Source organism: Aeromonas sp., from assembly GCF_050633025.1.
Lineage (GTDB): Bacteria > Pseudomonadota > Gammaproteobacteria > Enterobacterales > Aeromonadaceae > Aeromonas.
Genome location: NZ_JBODRQ010000090.1, coordinates 1 through 15,064 on the forward strand (window position 1 = coordinate 1; position 15,064 = coordinate 15,064).

General features: G+C 60.1%; 11 protein-coding genes and 1 pseudogene. 2 read left to right on the plus strand and 10 right to left on the minus strand.

Annotated elements, in window-relative coordinates; genetic code table 11:
- Positions 1–344: 344 nt before the first annotated feature.
- Both ACRAUW_RS12500 and ACRAUW_RS12505 read right to left on the minus strand, forming a co-directional pair.
- Positions 345–1,562 (minus strand): annotated as a pseudogene (locus tag ACRAUW_RS12500) (replication endonuclease); the annotation flags it as partial.
- A 289-nt stretch (positions 1,563–1,851) separates the two neighbouring features.
- The gene (locus tag ACRAUW_RS12505) at positions 1,852–3,351 is read right to left on the minus strand and encodes an alanine/glycine:cation symporter family protein (RefSeq protein WP_431362535.1); all 1,500 of its coding nucleotides are present in this window, start codon (positions 3,349–3,351) and stop codon (positions 1,852–1,854) included.
- A 348-nt stretch (positions 3,352–3,699) separates the two neighbouring features.
- Here ACRAUW_RS12505 and ACRAUW_RS12510 point away from each other — a divergent pair, with 348 nt between their 5' ends.
- Both ACRAUW_RS12510 and ACRAUW_RS12515 read left to right on the plus strand, forming a co-directional pair.
- Positions 3,700–4,137, plus strand: a complete 438-nt coding sequence (locus ACRAUW_RS12510) for a GNAT family N-acetyltransferase (protein ID WP_431362536.1) — start codon at positions 3,700–3,702, stop codon at positions 4,135–4,137.
- Positions 4,138–4,216: 79 nt separating this feature from the next.
- Entirely contained in the window at positions 4,217–4,981 is a 765-nt protein-coding gene (locus ACRAUW_RS12515) for a zinc-dependent peptidase (RefSeq protein WP_431362543.1), read from the plus strand.
- An 88-nt stretch (positions 4,982–5,069) separates the two neighbouring features.
- Here the strand turns inward: ACRAUW_RS12515 and ACRAUW_RS12520 are convergent, their stop codons facing one another.
- From ACRAUW_RS12520 to ACRAUW_RS12555, 8 genes are all read right to left on the minus strand, one after another.
- Positions 5,070–5,666 carry an acetate uptake transporter gene (locus ACRAUW_RS12520; protein ID WP_042062716.1) on the minus strand — a complete coding sequence of 199 codons (597 nt, stop codon included), beginning with the start codon at positions 5,664–5,666 and terminating at the stop codon, positions 5,070–5,072.
- A gap of 225 nt (positions 5,667–5,891) precedes the next feature.
- Entirely contained in the window at positions 5,892–8,894 is a 3,003-nt protein-coding gene (locus ACRAUW_RS12525) for a DUF748 domain-containing protein (RefSeq protein ID WP_431362537.1), read from the minus strand.
- Positions 8,895–8,946: 52 nt separating this feature from the next.
- Positions 8,947–9,708, minus strand: a complete 762-nt coding sequence (locus ACRAUW_RS12530; RefSeq protein ID WP_431362538.1) for a substrate-binding periplasmic protein — start codon at positions 9,706–9,708, stop codon at positions 8,947–8,949.
- Between the two features lie 36 nt (positions 9,709–9,744).
- Positions 9,745–10,155, minus strand: coding sequence for a MerR family transcriptional regulator (locus ACRAUW_RS12535; RefSeq protein WP_236380481.1), 411 nt, complete (start codon positions 10,153–10,155; stop codon positions 9,745–9,747).
- A gap of 2 nt (positions 10,156–10,157) precedes the next feature.
- Complete coding sequence (locus tag ACRAUW_RS12540; RefSeq protein WP_431362539.1) at positions 10,158–11,126, minus strand: hydroxymethylglutaryl-CoA lyase; 969 nt, start codon at positions 11,124–11,126, stop codon at positions 10,158–10,160.
- Complete coding sequence (locus ACRAUW_RS12545) at positions 11,123–13,093, minus strand: acetyl/propionyl/methylcrotonyl-CoA carboxylase subunit alpha (RefSeq protein ID WP_431362540.1); 1,971 nt, start codon at positions 13,091–13,093, stop codon at positions 11,123–11,125. Before ACRAUW_RS12545 ends, ACRAUW_RS12540 begins: the two co-directional genes overlap by 4 nt.
- A complete protein-coding gene (locus ACRAUW_RS12550) occupies positions 13,090–13,959 on the minus strand; it encodes an enoyl-CoA hydratase-related protein (RefSeq protein ID WP_431362541.1) in 870 nt (289 codons plus the stop codon). The genes ACRAUW_RS12545 and ACRAUW_RS12550 overlap by 4 nt, the downstream gene beginning before the upstream one ends.
- Before the next feature lie 11 nt (positions 13,960–13,970).
- Positions 13,971–15,064: carboxyl transferase domain-containing protein (locus ACRAUW_RS12555; protein WP_431362542.1), on the minus strand; the 1,094-nt coding region annotated here is incomplete at its 5' end.

Below are 15,064 nucleotides of genomic sequence, written 5' to 3' on the forward strand. Positions count from 1 at the left end.
TACTTTTATTAATATGGTTAAAGTTTCTTGTTCTGTCAGCGGTTTAGTGTAAAGATATTTTCTTTGTATTAATTTTGCAATTTCTTGATTAGTCATTTTACACCTCAGTTTTTAATGAAAATTCAATAATGATTAGATCAAATGCGGTATTAGTTTGTTTATGTATACATCTATACAACACCGTGTCATTACGGTAACCGCTAAAGAAAAATCACTTTTAAATCATGTTATTACTAACATATCTCAATTGTCTAGGTGTATTCGCCTGACCCCTAGATTTTTGTGGCTGATGTTCTGCTTGCTGTTCATGCCCACTCCTAGCTGTAGTCATCCTGTTCGTGCAGTCACTCCGGTGCATTCAGCCCTTCCAGTACTCGCCACATCTCCGACTGATAGGGTTGCGGCAGCATTTCGATCCAGCGGTGAGCCCCGGCGTGGCCTTGTGCCTGGTACACCTGACCGCAGAGTTCAACCAGCATTGGCCAGTCTTGGTCGCCTTCCGGTACCGCGAACTCATCCGGCTGGTCCCGTTCGGCGGGCCGAAGTCCTTCAGGCTGCCAATCCGGCTCGCTTGGTAGCGATCGGCATGATTGCAGTTGGCCGTTCTCCAGCCATAGGGTGAAACCGTCGGCCCTGACACTGGCACCCGACCGTAAACGGTCAATGGAGAAGGGCGACAACCCCCATTGTTCCCTCATGATCTGGTCTGTGAAAGCATCAGGATCCGGTACCGTACAGTTATTGTCAGAGCTCCAAGGTGCCGGGCTGTCGCCCGTCTTAACCCCAACCCCCCTCGCTGCAGCCTCGGCGGCTTTCCTGGCTTCATGGGTGCCGGCAGGCACAATTTCCCACCCTTGCAGGCGGGTCTTGATGCCAAGGCGAGCGGAGGTAATGCCCATCAGGCGTTTGATGTCTTCGCCATAGCTGTTTGCCTGCTCCTCGATGAGGTGGGCCAGCTTGATGGGGTGCTCGGCACGGGTGGCCAGTGCGCCGCCCATGGCGTGCAGGTAGCAGCGAAAGATGCCGTTATCTGCGGCAAAGCGGGCCGCCTCAAAGCGCGGGTCTTGCAGCACGGGCTTGGGTGGGCCCACCAGATCGGCATGCTTCTTGGCGTTGCTGATGCGGCGCAGCTCGCGCCATACCCCGACCGGGGCACCGCCGATCTGCTGGAAGGTGCGAATGCCCCACCAACTGGCCCAAGCCACGGCATGCAGGGCGCCCTCATCGGCGGCGGTGCCAGCCTCCTCGTCGTCGTCCAGGTAGGCGCCGTCGATGTTCTTGGCAATGTATTTGGCGATATAGCCCGCGGCATCGCCCTTGGCCGGGTCTATCTCTTTCCAGTCGAAGCGGGGAGTAAAGTCGGTAAAGGGTGGGGCGCCCTTGATATCCCGTACCAGCTCGTCGTGGTCATCGGTCAGGGCATAGCGTTGCAGGATACCGATCACCCGGTTGCGATCTTCCGGGCGCATAAATAGCAGCAGGTGCCAGTGCGGGGTGCCGTCGTGGTGAGCCTCGCACACGCGAAATCCATAAACGGGGGCGTTCCACCGTTTGAGGGCTGCCACTTGATATTTCATCAGACGATGACCTATGCCCACTTTGCACCGGATTATCTGAATGATGCGGTCCGCTTTAACCCGCTGGAAAACCATCTTAGGCCAGCTTGATCTTCCGCGAGAATGGGCAGAAAAAAGTGTCCACATTTTGCCAATTTTGGTGTCTTTTCACGTCCCAAAGTGTCCCCTTATGTGGCACTTAACTCCTTGATTTGAATGTAACCTGTTGAAGTTAAATAAATAAAAACGGCAGCCGAGGCTGCCATTTTTTATTGATGTCTTATGTCGTTTTGATTCAGGAGGTCTTGCGATCCTGATCCGGTTCGAACTGATGGCCCGATTTCTCCAGCTCCAGGTTCTCTTCGGAGCGTTTGCCCACCCAGTAATCGGCGTTCTTGATGCCGAGCTTCTCCGGGTGGAACACGGGGTCAATGCCTTGTGCCTGTTGCGCTTCATAATCCTTCAGACAGGTGAAGGCGGTCTTTTGCAGCAGCAGGATGGCGACGATGTTGAGCCAGGCCATCAGACCGACCCCGATATCACCCATGCCCCACGCCAGATCTGCAGTCTTGACGGTGCCGTAGACGGTGGCAGCCATCAGCGCAATCTTCAGCAAGAAGGTGAGCCAGGGGCGATTAATCTTGCGGTTGATGTAGGCGATGTTGGTTTCGGCGATGTAGTAGTAGGCAACGATGGTGGTGAACGCGAAGAAGAACAACGCGATGGCCACGAAAATGCTGCCAAAGCCCGGCATCATGCTCTCCATGGCGGTCTGCACATAGCCCGGGCCTGCTGCGATACCGGCAATACCCGTGTAGATGGCGGCGCCGTCCGGTCCTTGTACGTTATAGAGACCGGTGATCAGCAGCATAAAGCCGGTGGCGGAGCAGACGAACAGGGTGTCGATATAGACGGAGAACGCCTGCACCAGACCCTGCTTGGCCGGGTGACTCACTGCCGCAGCAGAGGAGGCGTGCGGCCCGGTACCCTGACCCGCTTCGTTGGAGTAGACCCCGCGTTTTACCCCCCACATGATGGCCAGACCCAGAATGGCACCGAAACCGGCCTCCAGACCGAAGGCGCTCTTCCAGATCAGCAGGAGCACGCCCGGCAGCTGGCCGATATTGAGGGCGATGATGACGCAAGCCACGATGATGTAGCCCAGCGCCATAAAGGGCACTACGGTACTGGCGAAGTTGGCGATACGCTTGACGCCACCGAAGATAATAAAGCCGAGCAGCAGCGCCAGACCGGCGGCAGTGACGTTCGGATCGATATTAAAGGCGGTCTGCAGGCTTGAACCGATGGAGTTGGCCTGCACGCCCGGCAGCAGCACGCCGCAGGCGAAGACGGTGGCGATGGCGAAGGTCCAGGCGTACCACTTCATGCCAAGCCCTTTTTCGATATAGAAGGCCGGGCCGCCGCGGTATTCACCGTTGATCTTCTCTTTGTAAACCTGACCCAGAGTGGACTCCACGAAGGCGGAGCTAGCGCCGAGGAAGGCAACCATCCACATCCAGAACAGGGCGCCCGGGCCACCGAAGGTGATAGCGGTGGCCACACCGGCGATGTTACCGGTACCCACGCGACCGGCCAGGGTCATAGCGAGCGCCTGGAAGGAGGAGACACCGGCATCGGTGCTCTTGCCATCAAACATCAGGCGCACCATCTCTTTGATATGACGCAGTTGCAAAAAACGGGTGCGCAGGGAGAAGTAAAGACCGACCCCCAGACACAGGTAAATGAGCGCAGGGCTCCAGATTACACCATTGATGGCATTGACGATTTCATTCATGTACAACAACTCCTTTGTTGTGTTTGTAGCGCTGTCTTGGCGAGATCTTGGCCTCGCTCTCTGTCACTGTTTTTGGCCCAGTCTGTTAACAATCCAGTTAACAAATGAGCGCGAGGTTGAGGGGATAAGCAGAGCGCAAACAGGCGCCATGCATGGGGTGTAACATATCGAGTTGTATCGGTGCTTCCCAGCGAAAAATGTTGTCTTGTTGCAAATTTGTGAATTGACAAGGGTGGGGGGATAATGGCAGGCAGCGTTTTCTATGAGTAAAGATGAGATCCTCCTTGTTGATCTGCGCCAGACAATGTGACGGGCGTAACACAATGGAAAGCAAACATGAGGCCAACAATGAAAAATGACCCTGAAACGTTGACAATCCGTCCCCCTGAGGCCGACGACGGGAGCTCCATCGCCCACCTGTTCAGCCAATTGGGGTATCCTGCCGAAGGTGCTGACGTGACGGCGCGCCTGTTGGCGCCGGATCCCGCGAGCGTTGTGCTGCTCGCATCCCTGGCCGACAAGGTGGTCGGCGTGCTGGTGTGGCACAAGCTGGCACCGCTGCATGTTGCACCAGCTTGGGGCCTGATCTCGGCGCTGGTTGTCGATGAAGGGGCAAGAGGGGCGGGAGTGGGTGCAGCCTTGCTCAAGGGCGCTGAAGCGATGGCGCGGGCCGCAGGTTGCGCCCAGCTGGAGCTATCCAGCAGTCTCAAGCGCGAGGCGGCCCACCGTTTCTATCTGGCGCAGGATTATCAGGAGCGGCCGAAACGGTTCGTCAAACTGTTGTGACCTGTTGTTTGCATCAAAAGAAGGAGTAGGCGTGCTGGGATGGTTCAAATGGCTGGGTGGTCGCCGCCCGCAAACGCCCATGAGTGAGGATGAGTTGGCGCTGTGGCGTCAGGCGCTGGCAGCAGTGCCCATCTTGCAAGGGCTCAGCGACACCGAGCAGACGACGCTTATCGGCTTGGGGCAACAGCTGCTCAAGCGCAAGACACTGACCCTGATCGGGGTCGAGCTCAGCCCACGCCAACAGGCGGTGCTGGTGCTGCAGGCGGCGTTGCCCATTCTTCATCTCGGCCTTGACTGGTATCGCGGCTTTCACGAAGTCATCATCATTCCCGAACCCGTCACCCGGCGTCAGGAAGTGCAGGATGAGTTCGGTCTGGTGAGCGAGTTTGAAGAGGAGAACGCCGGTGAATCCTGGCCGCAAGGGCCGCTGGTGCTGGCCTGGAGCGAACTGCAGCAGGATGGTGACTGGGACGGCTTTAATCTGGTGATCCACGAGCTGGCCCACAAGCTCGATATGTTGGGCGGTGAGGCGGACGGCGCGCCGCCGTTGCCGGGGCAGATGAGCAGCCAGCTGTGGCAACAGGCCTTTCAGGCCGCCTTCGATGCGCTCTGCCAACAACTCGACCGGGACGAAGTGACCGCCATCGATCCCTATGCTGCTGAACATCCCGCGGAGTTTTTCGCCGTCTGCGGCGAGTGTTTCTTTACCGATCCGCTGCGGCTGCAGCAGGTCTATCCCGCTGTATACCGGCAACTGAGCCAGTTCTTTAGCCAGGATCCCGCACTGCGTTTCCCCGCGACTCGCTTGCTGGCGGGGGAGGCGGACGCTGGGTCATTTACCTGATAACCGATCGGTTGAATGGTTATTCGAGATAGCAAAAAGGCACCCGAGGGTGCCTTTTTCACAATCCACAATCTGAGTGGCTTGCCTATCAGGCAGCGGCTTTCAGCTGTACGGCGGCGGCTTTCTTGTGATCGCCGATCGGCATCACGGTGCGGCCGAACTGCTCGTTGATCACGGTGGCCATGGCCAGGTAGATGGCGCTGGCGCCACAGATGATGCCTTCGAAACCGGCGATGGTGCCGATCAGGGTGCTGCCGGTGAAGTCACGGGCGGCCAGCAGGAAGAACAGCACGGTCAGGGAAGCGAACACGAACTGCTTGGCGCGCGGGTAGTTGACAGTACCGACCAGCATGAACAGGGTGAAAACACCCCACAGCAGCAGGTACCAGCCCATGTAGGCGTGCGGGGTGGCTTCGGCCAGACCCATGGTCGGCATGACCAGCAGGAACACCAGGCTCAACCAGAAGAAACCGTAGGAGATAAAGGCGGTCACACCGAAGGTGTTGCCACGCTTGTACTCCATGATACCCGCGACGATCTGGGCCATACCGCCGTAGCACAGGCCCATGGCCAGGATCATGGCGCTGATGGGGAAGAAACCTGCGTTATGGATGTTCAGCAGGATGGTGGTCATACCGAAACCCATCAGACCCAGAGGGGCAGGGTTGGCCAATTTTTCGCTCACGTGGCATTCTCCAAAAATAGAGGTGGGGGTTAACAAAAGACGCGCGATTTTAGGCAGGCTGTGGTGCGCCCGCAAGGGGGCAAGGGGGATAAATCGTAAAAAAACTACGTGATTATTTGCATTAGAGGCCAAATGCTCACCAAAGCAGGCTGTTTGGTGAGCAAAAGGTGTCAAAATAGTTGAAGGGTTGTATTTTTATTACGCTTTATGCGAAGTGCGTCGGTGTTACTGATCCAGCGTCAGGATCACTTTTGCTTCTTTGTCCTCTTCCTTGACCTGGCTGTCGAGCACAAACAGCCGTTCCGGGGCGATCCCCTGGCTGTCGACCAGAAACTCCTTGGTATTTTGTGCCCGGCGCATGGCGAGATTGCGCAGGGATTTGGCGGTGATGAGCTGCTGATCCCGCAGCAGGAGCACCGCCTGGGCCCGCAGTGCCGCGCTCTCTTCATCCAGATGGAGCCGATCGGCCAGATCATCCAGATCTTCGCCAAAGCGCTCTTCATAGGCCTGGGCCAGCGCCTCTTGCAGGGCGGGGTCCTGTTCCAGCAGGTCGAGATCCGCCTGATTGCCGGTGAGCTTGGCCAGTACCCGCTCCAGCTTTTGCCGTTGCAGGATGGGGCGCTCTTCGTTGAAGTTGACCTTGCCGCGGATGTTCATGCTGAGCTTGGGTCTATCCTTGAGGGCCTGCGCCAGCTTGACCAGTTTTTCCTGCTGGGTGGGGGTGAGATCGGGCTCCCCCGGCAGGAAGGGGAGTTCGTCGAGATCTTCGGTGCCATCGGCCAGCGAGGCGAGCAGGGAGAAGGGGGAGGTGATCGCCTTGCTCAGGGTGTTGCCCAGCACATCCCAGAAGATATTGCCGATGCTGAAGTCCGGTTGATCGAGATCGCCCTTCACCTTGAGGTTCATCTGTATCACCCCGTTGGCATCGCTCAGCAGGGCGATGGCCAGCCCCAGCGGCAGATCCTTGGCCTGATCGCTCTTGATCTTCTCGCCCAGTTGCAGCTTCTTGATGGTGATGTCGTTATCCCCCTCCAGCCGGTTGCCCTCCAGCTTGTAGTGCAGCTTCATGGAGAGCTGCCCCTTGTCGATGGCATAACCGGCATAGGTGCCCGAGTAGGGGGTAAAGGTAGTGAGCTCCAGATTGTTGAAGGCCACTGCGATGTCGAGGATCGGGTTGGCCACCAGCAGGTTGGTGCCGCCGCGAATGGTCACCGGCGCATAGCGATCCACCTTGCCGTTGTAGGAGAGTTCGGAGCGTTGCCCCGGAATATTGCTGATATGACGGCTCTGGCCGCCCAGCGAGGCGATATCGGCCACAAAATCCTGACTCAGACTGCGATCAGCAAAGCGCAGGTTGCCCTGCTCGGTACGCAGCTGGTCGATGCTGAAACGAAAGTCGGGCGCCTTGCTGCCTGCCGCTGCTTGAGTACTTTTAGCTGCCGCCGGTTGCGGTAACAGCAGCTGTTGCAGGTTGGTGGTGCCATCCTCGTTGATCTCGATGCGGGCGAAGGGCTTGTTCAGAGCAATCTCCTTGATCCGCATCTGCTGGCTGATGCCGTCGTACGTCAGACCGGTGAGTGCCAGGGTGTTGAACTCCAGCAGCCGTTGGTTATCTGCCCGATCGACCACCTTGAGCCCGTTGACATCGAGCCCCCCTTGCAGGGTCAGCTTGTTTAGATCCCCCTGGGGGGTGGTGGCAAGATCGAGTCGGGTCTTGCTGCTCAGCAGCCCGTTTTGCACCTTGATGCGCACCAGATCAGCCAGATAGGGCTGTGCCAGCGTCAGGGGCAGTCCCTGCTGGTTGATGTCGCCGCTTAAGGTGAAAGGAGTCAGGGTCAGTTGGCCATCAAAGGCGAGGGGGCTGCTCTGGTTGAACTGGGTGGCCAGAGTCAGTTTGCTCGGTTGCTCCCCCTTGCTGCCCAGTGGCCCCAGCGCTAGCTTGAGGCCGGAGAGCTGGCGTGCCAGCGGTTTGCCGCTGCTCGATTCGGTGAGGGTGAGATCGCCCTTTTCGATAAGGATCTGCTTGATCTGCCACTGCCAGGGTTTCTCTGCCCCTTGTTTCTTGCCGTTACCGGTTGCCTTTGTCTGTTGTGCCGACTTGGGCGCCGCATTGTTGGCCACCTCGTTTGCGGCGTTGGCTTCTTTGAAGGGCTTGGCGGTAGCCTGCTCAATCAGCAAGTCAGCCAGATCCAGCTCTTGCTGTACGTTGAGGGTGGCCTTGAGCAGGGGCTGTTGCAGAGTGACCTTGCCGATCTGCAGTGACTGTTTCTGGCCATCGACCGCCAACTCGCTCAGGGCCAACTGGCCGAAGCGGGCAAATTCGTCGCCCTTGTGTTTTTTAAGCTGCCAGTTGTCCAGCGTCAGCTTGCCTTTGGACAATTGCCACTGTACCCCTTGCTTGCCCTCTTTGAGCTGGTATTCCACCTCTGTATTGGCGTGGCCCTTGGCCAGATCCAGCTTGAGGTAGGGGGCCCAGAGCGGAGCGAAGGGTTTAAGCTCGACTTGCGTGAGGCTCACCTTGCCCTGACCCATGCCACTCATCACATCGAGTTTGCCGTGAGCGGCGAGGGTGCTTTTGCCGTTGATGGCGGCGCTCAGCTTATAGGCGGTCGGGTGGTTTGCTTCGGTGCGCAGGTTATCGAGCTTGAGGGTCACTTTTTCCAGATTGAGGGGCGGCAGCCAGCCGGGTTCGCTCTCCTTGCGTTGATCCTGATAGCGCACATGCCCGTCAGTGACTGCGAGGCTGGCAATGTCGACCAGCAGCGGGGCGCTCGTTGTCTCGGGCTCGGGGGAGGGGGCAGGGGGGAGCAGGGTGGCCAGCGCATCGGTCAGATTGAGTCGAACATCCCCTTTTTTGTCTGTCAGCCGTTGCAGCAGCACCACGGGTTTGGTCAGGGTGACGGCGGAAAGCACGACCCCTTTCTGCTGCCAGCTGGCTTGCAGGTTTGGGGTGATAAAAAGCTGCTCAAAACCGATGATGGGCTGCTGTTTGGCATCGAGCAGGGCGGTCACGCCGAGGGTGAGAGAAGGATTTCGCAGTTCAACGTCAATCTCCCCCAGCGTCAGTTGCAGGCCGTAGTGCTCGGCCAGCCAGCCGGGCAGATAGCGCTGGACCAGACGGGGGGTTTGCCACAGCAGCAGGGTGATCAGGATAAGAAGCAGCAGGAAAGCGTAGGCAAGGTAGCGCAGCAAGCGGGGCTTGGGGGACGCGGGCTCGGTGGTGTTCATTTGGTGCACTCCCATTGGGTTCCCGCCATGGTACAGAAAAGCTGGATAGTAATCATGGGGTTGCGTGCTGTTGTACGCCGTACTTTGTCCAAAGGCGATCCAGTTCACCCTTTTGTTGCAGCGCTGCCAGCCACTGTTCCAGCTGGGCAGGGGTAATGGGGGCCGCGGGGTGGAGGATGGCGCGGTGCTGGTAATGCTGATCCCATTTTTGCGAGATCAGCAACTGGTCGGCTGTGTCGGGGTGGGCCAGCAGATACTGGTTAAGGTATGAGACGTTGAGAATGGCTACCTCGCCACGTCCTTTGAGCAGGGCTTGCAGGGCGCTGACATTGTCTTTGACCAGGGTGATATTGAGCTTGCGCTGCAGGTAGACGGGATCGGCATTAAACTGGCCGACGCCGTAGTGGTAGCCGGTCACCCCGATAAGATGATGCCGAGAGGGGTCATCGAAAAAGCGCTGATCCCGACCCGTTTTGTTCAGGGCCACATAGACCTCGCCACCGCCGAGAAAGGGGGCTGTCATCTTTAACTTGTCGGTTTGCCAGCCCCATTTGCTGTCTTCAAACAGCATCAGCGAGAAACGGCCCAGATCGAGCGCCTTGTAACGGTTGGCGGCCGAGGTGGGAACAAACACGAATCTTACCTCTTGCTGGATCTCGTTTAGCTTGGCGATGAGGTCCAGCGTCAGCCCTTCATAGTGGTCATCCGACACTTTGACCACGAACGGGGCATAGGGATAACCGCCGACCTTGATGAGGGGATGGCTCCAGCCAGAGAGGCTGAACAAGAGCAAAAACCAGCACCAATATCTCATGGGATCCCCAAGGCAATAGCTTGCTCCCAGATTCGGTTAATCTGCGCCAGTTTTCAAGCTGTTAAGGGAATTAACACAGCGCTGTTCGGCGGCTTCCAGCTCGGCCATCACCATCTGGATATCCTCCAGTTGCTGGCGCAGGGCGTCGCGCTTTTCATCGATCAGCTGGATCATGGAGTGGAGCTGGGTTTTGCTCGATTTGTCGGTGTCGTACATATCGAACAGCTCGCGGATCTCGGCCAGGCTAAACCCCAGCCGTTTGCCGCGCAGGGTCAACTTGAGCCGGATCTTGTCCCGATGGCTGTAGATGCGGGTCTGCCCCTCCCGCTGCGGGGTGAGCAGCCCCTCGTCCTCGTAGTAGCGGATAGTACGCGGTGTGACATCGAACTCGTGGGCCAGCTCTGAAATGCTGTAGGTGATCTCCTTGCCGGGCAGGGAACGGGACATGGTTATGACTCCTGTTGCCGGGAGTGTGGCTGGCAGAGGCGGGCGCGCAGCCGCTCGGCATTGGCGTGCAGGGCCTGACCGACTCGCGAGCCGTTGGGGCGGCCGAGCTGCTCGCTCACCCACTGGCCGGTGGCCGCCAGTTTGTCGAGATCCACTCCGGTCGTCATGCCTAGGCCGTGCAGCAGGTAGACCACCTCTTCTGACGCCACATTGCCGGAGGCGCCCGGCGCATAGGGGCAGCCGCCAAGCCCCGCCACCGAGCAGTCGATGGTGCGAATACCCCGTTCCAGCGCGGGCAGCAGGTTTGCCAGCCCCTGACCGTAGGTGTCGTGAAAATGGACCGCGAGCCGCCCCGCCGGGATCTCGTGCAGCACCGCATCCAGCATGGGCGCCACCGTGCCCGGAGTGCCGACGCCGATGGTATCCCCCAGCGAAATTTCGTGGCAGCCGAGATCCAGCAACTGCTCGGCCATGGCGGCGACCCGTTTCGGGCGGGTCGGGCCATCGAACGGGCAGGCGATGACGGTGGAGAGGTAGCCGCGCACCTTGATGCCAAGGCGGCGCGCCTCCTGCACCAGCGGAGCGAAACGTACCAGCGACTCCTCCACGCTGATGCCGATATTGGCGCGGGTAAAGCCATCGGAGCAGGCGGTGAAGAGGCCAATCTCGTCGGCACGGGCGGCAATGGCAGCCTGCAAGCCTTGCAGATTGGGTACCAGAGCGCCGTAACGGGTCGGTCCCTTGCGCGGCAGTGACTCGAACAGCGCTGCGGAGTCCGCCATCTGTGGCACCTTTTTGGCAGAGACAAAGGCACCCACCTCGATGCGTTGCAGACCGCTGTCGGTAAGGCGCTGGATCAGCTCCAGCCGCTGTACCAGGGAGAGGGGGGCAGCTTCATTTTGCAGGCCATCGCGCGGCCCCATCTCCACCAGACTGACCCTGTCGTCACGGACGTCCTGTGCTCGGTTCATGGGTGATCCTCCTGTGTGGCTATCTCTTCGGCAAAGCGCACCAGTACGGCTCCCTGGCTCACCTGCTCGCCCTGCTTGCACTGCAGCGCCTCAATTACCCCGTCCCGCTCTGCACGCAACTGGTGTTCCATCTTCATCGCCTCCAGCACCAGCAGGGGTTGCCCCTTGCTAACCGTTTGTCCCTGCTCGACCAGCACGGCTACCACTATGCCGTGCATGGGCGCGATGGCGCCCTGCGCCTTCTCGCTTGCCTGATCATGGAGGTGGCTGTGCTGCCAATCATCGGCCGCGAAGCGGATGCGCTGGCCCGCCAGGGTCATGATGAAGGTTGCCTCCGAGCCTGCGACCGTCTGAATGGGGATCTGCTGCCAGCCGCCGCCCTGTTGCAGCCGGATATGGTCGTCACCTCTCTGGTAGCAACGGGTCTCCCCTTGCCACTCAAACTGGCCGTCACGATCGTGAAGGGTCAATACCCGCCGCTCATCGCCGATCCGTACCGCCGCAGTCCAGCAGCGATCCGGCCCCAGCCGAAATCCGCAGGCTTGCTGCCAGGGGGAGGTGCCCGCAGGGCGGCTCGCCAGCCAGAGGGTAGCCAGCGGCCAGGCGAGCTCAGGAATGGGCCGTGCTGTGGTGGGGATGGGCCACTGGGTATGGTGGCCCATGGCCAGGACGTCGGGCTCTTCACAAAGGCGCAGCAAGAGCGCGCCGTTGTGCACCAGCGGGCCGAGATCCAGCGCAGCCAGCGCATCGGCCAGTTTGGCGAACGCCTCGGCGCGGCTCTGGCCGTGGGCGATCAGCTTGGCGATCATGGGATCGTAATAGGGGCTGACCTCATCGCCAGCGGTAACGCCGGTGTCGATGCGCACACTATCCGGCCACTGGAGCCAGTGGATAGGCCCGCTGGCAGGCAGAAAACCAGCCGCCACATCCTCGGCGTAGAGGCGCGCCTCCACCGCATGGCCGCGCAGCACCACCTCATCTTGGGTGAGTGGCAGTGGCTTGCCCTCGGCCACGGCCAGTTGCCAGGCCACCAGATCCTGCCCGGTTACCGCTTCGGTGACCGGATGCTCCACTTGCAGCCGGGTGTTCATCTCCATAAAGAAGAACTCATCCTTGCAGAGCAGAAATTCGATGGTGCCCGCCCCCTGATAGTGGATGGCTTTAGCTGCTGCCACGGCCGCATCCCCCATGGCGCGGCGCAGAGCCGGAGGGATGTCTGGGGCGGGCGCCTCTTCGATCACCTTCTGATGGCGTCGCTGCAAGGAGCAGTCCCTGTCCCCCAGATAGATGGCGTTGCCGAGGCTATCGGCAAAGACCTGTACTTCCACGTGGCGAGCTTGGGGCAGATAGCGCTCCAGCAGCACCAGATCGTCACCAAAGGCGGCCTTGGCTTCCCGTTTGACTGCCGCCAGCGACTCATCAAAGTCGGCCAGCTGATCGACCCGGCGCATCCCCTTGCCACCGCCGCCACTGGCCGCTTTGATAAGTAGCGGGAAGCCAATCTGGCTCGCCTGATCGCGCAAGAAGTCCGGTCGCTGATCCGTGCCGTGATAGCCGGGCAGTACAGGTACACCGGCCGCCTGCATCAGCGCCTTGGCGCCCGATTTGTCGCCCATGGCGAGAATGGCGGCGCCGCTTGGGCCGACAAAGCGCAGGCCGCGCTGTTCGCAGGCGGTGGCAAAATCGCTGTTTTCCGACAGAAAGCCGTAACCGGGATGGATGGCATCGGCGCGAGCCTCTTTGGCAATCTTCAGCACCTTGCCGGTGTCGAGATAGCTCTCTCTGGCCGGTGCGGGCCCCAGATGCCAGGCCTCATCGGCCAGACGGGTGTGCATGGCAAGGGCGTCGGCATCGGAGTAGAGGGCGATGGTGTGAATGCCGAGGCGTTTCGCCGTCTTGATGATGCGCACGGCGATTTCGCCGCGATTGGCGATCAGCAGGCGCTTAATCTGAGTGTGATGGGTCATGTCTCATCCTTGAAACGGGGACGCCAGGCGGGAGGACGTTTGTCGAAGAAGGCTTGCATCCCCTCCTGGGCTTCGAGCCCCACCCGAACCCGGGCGATGGTCTCGACGGTTTTTTCTTCGTGCAGGCGGGAAGGATGGGCTTCTATCGCCGCCAGCAGCCGTTTGGTCTCTTTCATTGCCTCCGGCCCGTTGCGGCACAGACGAAGGGCCTGCGCCCTCCCCTCCGCCAGCAGTTGATCCGGTTTGCAGAGTTGGTGTGCCACATTGAGCCGACAGGCGGTAATGGCATCGAACGGCTCGGCACTGAGCATGTAGCGGCGCGCCTGACGCATCCCCATGGTGCGCACCACGTAGGGGCTGATCACCGCAGGCACCAGACCCAGGCTCACCTCTGAGAGGCAGAAGCGGGCATCATCGCTGGCCAGCACCATATCGCAGGCACAGATCAGCCCCAGCGCCCCGCCGTAGGCGGCCCCTTGCACCAGCGCCACCGTAGGGAAGGGAAGCTCATCGAGGGTCTGCATCAGCCGCGCCAGTACCCGGGCGTCTTCGCGATTCTTGTCAAACGAGGAAGGATCGAAATCGGCGTGAGCCAGATTGCGCATCCAGTTGAGGTCGGCGCCCGCGCAGAAGTGTTTGCCCTCGGCCCGCAGCAGCAGGACGTGGGGACGTTCGGCGAGAGCATGACCATGGAGATGGGCCAGGTCATCGAGGCAGTCGAGCAGCCCCAGCATCAGGTCGGCATCAAAGGCGTTGTGGCGGGCCGGGCGCGACAGCACCAGCTCGGCCAGCGGGCCGTGCCGCTCCAGCCGAAACGGGCCCTGTGTTGAAGAGCCAAGTGCTGAGGAAGTAAGTGGATCTGACATCGTTTTGCTCCTTACATCCGAAAGATGCCGTACTGCTCGGGTTCAATGCGGGCACCCTGACAGGCGGCGAGCGCCAGCGCCAGCACGGTGCGGCTCTGGGCCGGGTCGATGACGCTATCATCCCAGAGGCGAGCGCTGGCGTAGTAGGGGTGACCCTGCCGCTCATACTGCTCGATCACCGGGGCTCGGATGGCGGCCGCTTCCTGCTCGCTCAAATCTTTGCCTTCGGCAGCCAGCTTGTCCCGACGCACCTGTACCAGCACTCCAGCAGCTTGCTCGCCCCCCATGACAGAGATACGGCTGTTGGGCCAGCTAAAGAGAAAATCGGGTTCATAGGCGCGGCCGCACATGCCGTAGTTGCCGGCACCAAAGCTGCCGCCGACGATCAGGGTGATCTTTGGCACCCGGCTGCAGGCCACTGCGGTCACCAGCTTGGCGCCGTGCTTGGCGATCCCCTCCTTTTCTGCGCTACTCCCCACCATAAAACCGGTGATGTTCTGCAAAAAGAGCAGCGGGATGGCGCGGCGGTTACAGAGCTGAATAAAGTGGGCCCCCTTCTGGGCGCTGTCGCTGTGCAGCACGCCGTTGTTGGCGAGGATCCCCACTTCCATGCCGCAAATACGGGCAAAGCCGGTCACCAGAGTGGTGCCGAACAGCGCCTTGAATTCGTCAAAGTCAGAGCCATCCACCAGTCGTGCAATCAGTTCGTGGGCGTCGTAAGGGCGTTTGAGGCTGGTTCCCACCAGACCGTAGAGCTCTTCGATCGGGTAGCTGGGGGGCTCGTAGCCGGGGCTGCTCTCTAACGGTTCATTGCCCAGATGAGTCACCAGCGTGCGGGCGATGGCCAACGCATGGGCATCGTCACGGGCCATATGATCTGCCACTCCTGAGTGGGCGCAGTGTACCTCGGCGCCGCCGAGGGCCTCGGCGCTGATCTCCTCGCCGGTGGCGGCCTTGACCAGCGGCGGGCCTGCCAGAAAGATGGTGGCTTGGCTCTTGACCATGATCGACTCGTCCGCCATGGCGGGGACGTAGGCACCGCCTGCGGTACAGAGCCCCATCACCACCGCCAGCTGGGGGATGTTCTGGGCCGACATGCGGGCCT